The organism is Citrobacter sp. L55 (genome assembly GCF_002850715.1).
GTDB lineage: Bacteria > Pseudomonadota > Gammaproteobacteria > Enterobacterales > Enterobacteriaceae > Citrobacter > Citrobacter braakii.
Window position 1 is genome coordinate 1 of sequence record NZ_KZ559454.1, and the last position, 723, is coordinate 723.

The 723-nt window shown below is 49.4% G+C and carries 2 protein-coding genes; both read left to right on the plus strand.

Features of this window, described 5'->3' with window-relative positions; translation table 11 throughout:
- Positions 1–29 precede the first annotated feature (29 nt).
- Complete coding sequence (locus tag B9P82_RS28095; RefSeq protein WP_101701425.1) at positions 30–248, plus strand: TraR/DksA family transcriptional regulator; 219 nt, start codon at positions 30–32, stop codon at positions 246–248.
- Entirely contained in the window at positions 248–472 is a 225-nt protein-coding gene (locus B9P82_RS28100) for a hypothetical protein (RefSeq protein ID WP_101701462.1), read from the plus strand. The genes B9P82_RS28095 and B9P82_RS28100 overlap by 1 nt, the downstream gene beginning before the upstream one ends.
- Positions 473–723 lie beyond the last annotated feature (251 nt).

Consider the following 723-nt stretch of genomic DNA (forward strand, 5'->3'; position numbering starts at 1 on the left):
ATTAACCGACAGTTCATGGAGCACTGAAAATGGCTGACATTATCGATAACGCATCAACGCTTGAAGATTTGCAGCGTGACGCGGCACTGAATATGCACAGACTCAACCACTCAGCAGTATCAGCAACGCACTGTGAGGAGTGCGGTGACAAGTTACTTGATGAGCGCCGGAAAGCGTATCCGGGATGCACGATGTGTGTCAGTTGTCAGGGTGAGATGGAATTGCGTAAGAAGATTGGGAGGATGTGATGGAGAAGGAAACTATGACAAATCGCGAACTGGTTGATGCCGCAATTGAACTTGCCGGGCAGTTCTACGCGATGCAGGGATATACACATCGTACAGGGTTTAAGTATTGGGAATCGCCGCACCCGCAGGAGCAACTGGTTTTCGAAATGGCCTGTCGCGCATTCGAAGTAATTCGCGGATCTGATGTGATGGATGCTATCGCAGATTTGGAGGATGACGAGTGATGGACAACCGAAAAGCAAGGCGTTTGCTTGGTGTTCATATCAGAGACACTTATCGGATAAGCAACAGGCGCTGGCTGGTTTGGGGAAGTAATTACCCATTTATATGGGAACACGCAAAGCCATCACCGAGACAGAAAAGGAAAGCGAGAGAGGTTGCAGCATACCGAGAGGAATTAAAGCGCAATCAGGAGTCAGCCAATGTTCCAGCTAATTCAACGGGGTCAGATATACGCTGACAATGCCGGGTGGCC

Coding starts and splice junctions, on each gene's coding strand:
- B9P82_RS28100 (WP_101701462.1), top strand. CDS start 248: ATGGAGAAGGAAACTATGACAAATCGCGAACTGGTTGATGCCGCAATT.
- B9P82_RS28095 (WP_101701425.1), top strand. CDS start 30: ATGGCTGACATTATCGATAACGCATCAACGCTTGAAGATTTGCAGCGT.